Source organism: Aminobacter sp. P4_H6_2, from assembly GCF_056400805.1.
On record NZ_JBFUKO010000559.1, the window covers coordinates 1 to 3,559 of the forward strand.

Consider the following 3,559-nt stretch of genomic DNA (forward strand, 5'->3'; position numbering starts at 1 on the left):
CATGGTGCCGAAGCTGGCGACATTGGAGCAGCTTGCCCGCCTTGCCGGCCATATCGCGCCTATCATGCGCGATCCGATGCCATTCATCGGCCTCGTCGAGGACCCCGGTGCCGTTCTCGACGCCCGTGCGCTCGCCGCGCATCCCAACGTGATGGGGCTGGCGCTTGGCGGCGAGGATTTCGCCACCGCCATGGGGGCTTCAGCGACACCCGACGTGCTGCGTCTCCCCAAGCAGATGGTGCATATGGCGGCCAAGGCCTCGGGCAAGCTGTCCTTTGGCCTGCTGCGTGGTATCGCCGACTATGCCGATGTCGACGCCATCGGAGCGGCTGCAGCCGAGGCGAAAGCCTTTGGCTTCGACGGCGCGACCTGCGTCCATCCTTCGGCCGTGCCTGTTTTGAATGCCGGTTTTTCGCCGAGCGAAGCCGAGCTCGACTGGGCAACGCGCCTGGTTGCCGAGGCCGGACAGGCAGAGCGCGAAAGCCATGGCGCCTTCGTCTTCGAGGGCAAGATGGTCGATGCACCGATCATTGCCCGCGCTCGCGCAATTCTAGCCAAGGCTTAAGCCCTCGCCAGGGTGCGAGTGCAGCCATTGGCCATATTAAATCTTGGTAACTCAGCCTCGATTTACTCGCCGCTGCTGATCCGCTTCCTACATTTGCAGGGACAGCTCGTCGTAAGGCGCAGCCGAAAGATGTGTTGTCGCGGGGCGCGCGTGGAAATGGCCCCCTGCGCCCAGGAGCTGTCTCATGTGGACATTCCGCTCTGCCGTATTGGTCCCGATGGCACTTGCCGTCGCAGCGGCGTTGCTGCTGTTTCCGGGATTGATCGATACGGCCAAACGGCATGCTGCCGGCGCCATGGCAAGCCTTGAGGCACCCCAGCAGGGAGCTAGCAAGGCTGGCAGCGCAGCCCGCGCGGATCCAAAAGCGCAGCACGGCAACGCGATAGCCGTTTCGGTCGCGCCGGCACAAAGCGGCTCATTTCCTGTGGTGACGAGAGCTTTTGGCACCGTGCAGTCACCGGCGGTGGTCGAAGTCGGCGCCCGCATATCGAGCCAGGTGACGGAAATCCACGTCAAGGACGGCCAGATGGTGAAGGCCGGCGACCTGTTGATCTCGCTTGACGACCGTTCGTTGCGTGCGCAGCTGGCGCGCGACCAGGCGACCCTTGCCAAGGACAATGCCTTGGTGGTCAGCACCACGGCAGACATGAATCGCGCCAAGGATCTCGCCAGCAAGCAGGCCGGCACGCAGCAGGCCTATGACTTGGCCCTGGCGTTGCAGCTGGGAGCGCAAGCGAACGTCGCTGGCGACCAGGCGGCGATCGATGCCGACCAGGTTCAGCTCGACTACACCATGATCAAGGCGCCGATATCGGGGCGACTGGGCGCCGTGCAAATCGCAGTCGGCGACATCGTAGGCAACTCGTCCAGCGCGTCGAACACGACCACTGGTCTCGTTACCATCACTCAGGTCGACCCGCTGGAGGTGACCTTTCACCTTGCGGAATCGGAGTTGCCGACCTTCAGGCAGCTGATGAACAGCGGCAATGCGCCGACCGTCAAGGCACTGGGGAGCGCGAGTCCCGAAGTCATTGCCTCAGGCACGCTGGATTTCATCGACTCGGCTGTCGATACGACGTCGGGCACCATCGCCATGCGCGCCACCTTCTCCAACGGCAATCTGGCGCTTTGGCCGGGCCAATATGTCGACATCCAGATCGATCAGGCCGATTTGCCCAATGCAACGATCATTCCCACCGTGGCCCTGCAGGCCGGTCAGCAGGGACAGTTCGTTTGGCTCGTGCGACCTGACAACACGGTTGAGCTTCGCCCGGTCAAGGACACGGCCAACGAAGGCACAGCGTCGGCTATCGCCTCGGGTCTCAATCCTGGCGAACAGGTAGTGACCGAAGGACAGTTGCGGCTGAAGCCTGGTGCCGCCGTGCTGCCGACGGCGGTGGCAGGCACCAGCTCCACCGCGCCCCAGGTTGAACCTGCCGCCTATGTCGCCCCGCAGGGTTCGGCTGGACGCAAACAATGACGATCTCCGAATTCTGCATTCGCCGGCCGGTCGCAACGCTTTTGATGTCGATCGCGCTGGTGATGGCCGGGCTGTTTGCCTACACCAAGCTGCCCGTGGCAGCGCTGCCCGAGGCGGATTTTCCGGTCGTCAACGTCTCGGCAAGTCTGCCCGGCGCCTCGCCCGACACCATGGCCACATCAGTGGCGACGCCACTGATCAAGCAGTTCGCCACAATCGCCGGCATCGACAGCATTTCAACGACCAATTCGCTCGGTTCGACCTCGATCTCGATCCAGTTCGTCCTCAACCGCAACATCGACGCCGCCGCAGCTGACGTGCAGGCCGCGATCGCGCGCTCGGCCCGCGCCCTGCCGGCCGACCTGCCGTCGCCGCCGAGCTATCGCAAGGTCAATCCAGCCGATGCCCCGATCTTGTTGCTGGCGCTTAAGAGCGACGTCGTGCCGCTTACCGATCTCGACGCTTTTGCCCAGCAGGTGATCTCGCCGTCATTGTCGACGCTCGACGGCGTCGCGCAGGTCTCGATCTACGGCAGTCAGCAATTTGCGGTGCGCATCCAGGTCGATGCCAATGCGCTTGCCGCGCGTGGAATCTCGACCGCCCAGCTCTCGACCGCGATCGCGGCGGCCAATTCGAACGCGCCCCTGGGGACGTTGCAAAACAACCAGCAGCAGCTGACCATCGTTGCCAATACCCAACTCGACAACGCGGCGGAATTTGCCAATCTCATCATCTCCAGCAGTGGCGGCAAGCCGGTTCGGCTCGGCGACGTCACGCGGGTGATCGATTCTGTCGCCAACACCCAGACCGCAAGCTGGCATGACGGCACGCGCGCCATCCTTCTCGCCGTGCAGCGTCAGCCGAATGCCAACACGGTCGCAGTTGTCGACAGGGTCAGGGCGATGCTGCCGACTTTCCGCAGCGAATTGCCGGCATCGGCCTCGATCGAGACCCTCAACGATCGCGCCGTATCGGTACGGGCCGCTGTCAGCGACGTGCRGTTCACGCTTGGCTTGACGATCGCGCTGGTCATTTTGGTGATTTTCATCTTCCTGCGCCGGATTTGGGCGACGCTCATCCCGGCACTTGCCGTGCCGATTTCGCTGATCGCGACGCTCGGCGTCATGTATCTCTTCGGCTTTTCCATCGACAACATCTCGCTGATGGCTCTGACGCTTTCTGTCGGGCTGGTGGTCGACGACGCCATCGTCATGCTGGAAAATATCGTCCGTCATATAGAGGAGAATGGCGAAAGCGCGTTTGAAGCCGCCCTGAAGGGCTCGCGCGAAATCGGCTTCACCATCATTGCGATTTCGCTTTCGCTTGTGGCGGTGTTCATCCCCGTCCTTTTGATGGGCGGCGTGATCGGCAAGATATTCTACGAATTCGCCATCGTGGTCGTCGTCGCCATATTGGCCTCGGCCTTCGTTTCGCTGACGCTGACGCCGATGCTGGCGTCACGGCTCCCGATCGCCTCGCACAGCGATACAGGGCTCGGCGGCATGCTCGAGCGC

Annotated in this window: 3 protein-coding genes; all 3 read left to right on the top strand. The window is 62.9% G+C overall.

Features of this window, described 5'->3' with window-relative positions; genetic code table 11:
* Positions 1–565: HpcH/HpaI aldolase/citrate lyase family protein (locus AC1DUU_RS26480; RefSeq protein WP_476786333.1), on the top strand; the 565-nt coding region annotated here is incomplete at its 5' end.
* Between the two features lie 184 nt (positions 566–749).
* Positions 750–2,045 (top strand): efflux RND transporter periplasmic adaptor subunit, encoded by a 1,296-nt coding sequence (locus AC1DUU_RS26485; RefSeq protein ID WP_476786334.1) that lies wholly within the window; start codon positions 750–752, stop codon positions 2,043–2,045.
* Positions 2,042–3,559 (top strand): efflux RND transporter permease subunit (locus AC1DUU_RS26490; protein ID WP_476786335.1); only part of this gene is annotated, 1,518 nt, incomplete at its 3' end. The genes AC1DUU_RS26485 and AC1DUU_RS26490, both read left to right, overlap by 4 nt.

Coding starts and splice junctions, on each gene's coding strand:
- AC1DUU_RS26485 (WP_476786334.1), top strand. CDS start 750: ATGTGGACATTCCGCTCTGCCGTATTGGTCCCGATGGCACTTGCCGTC.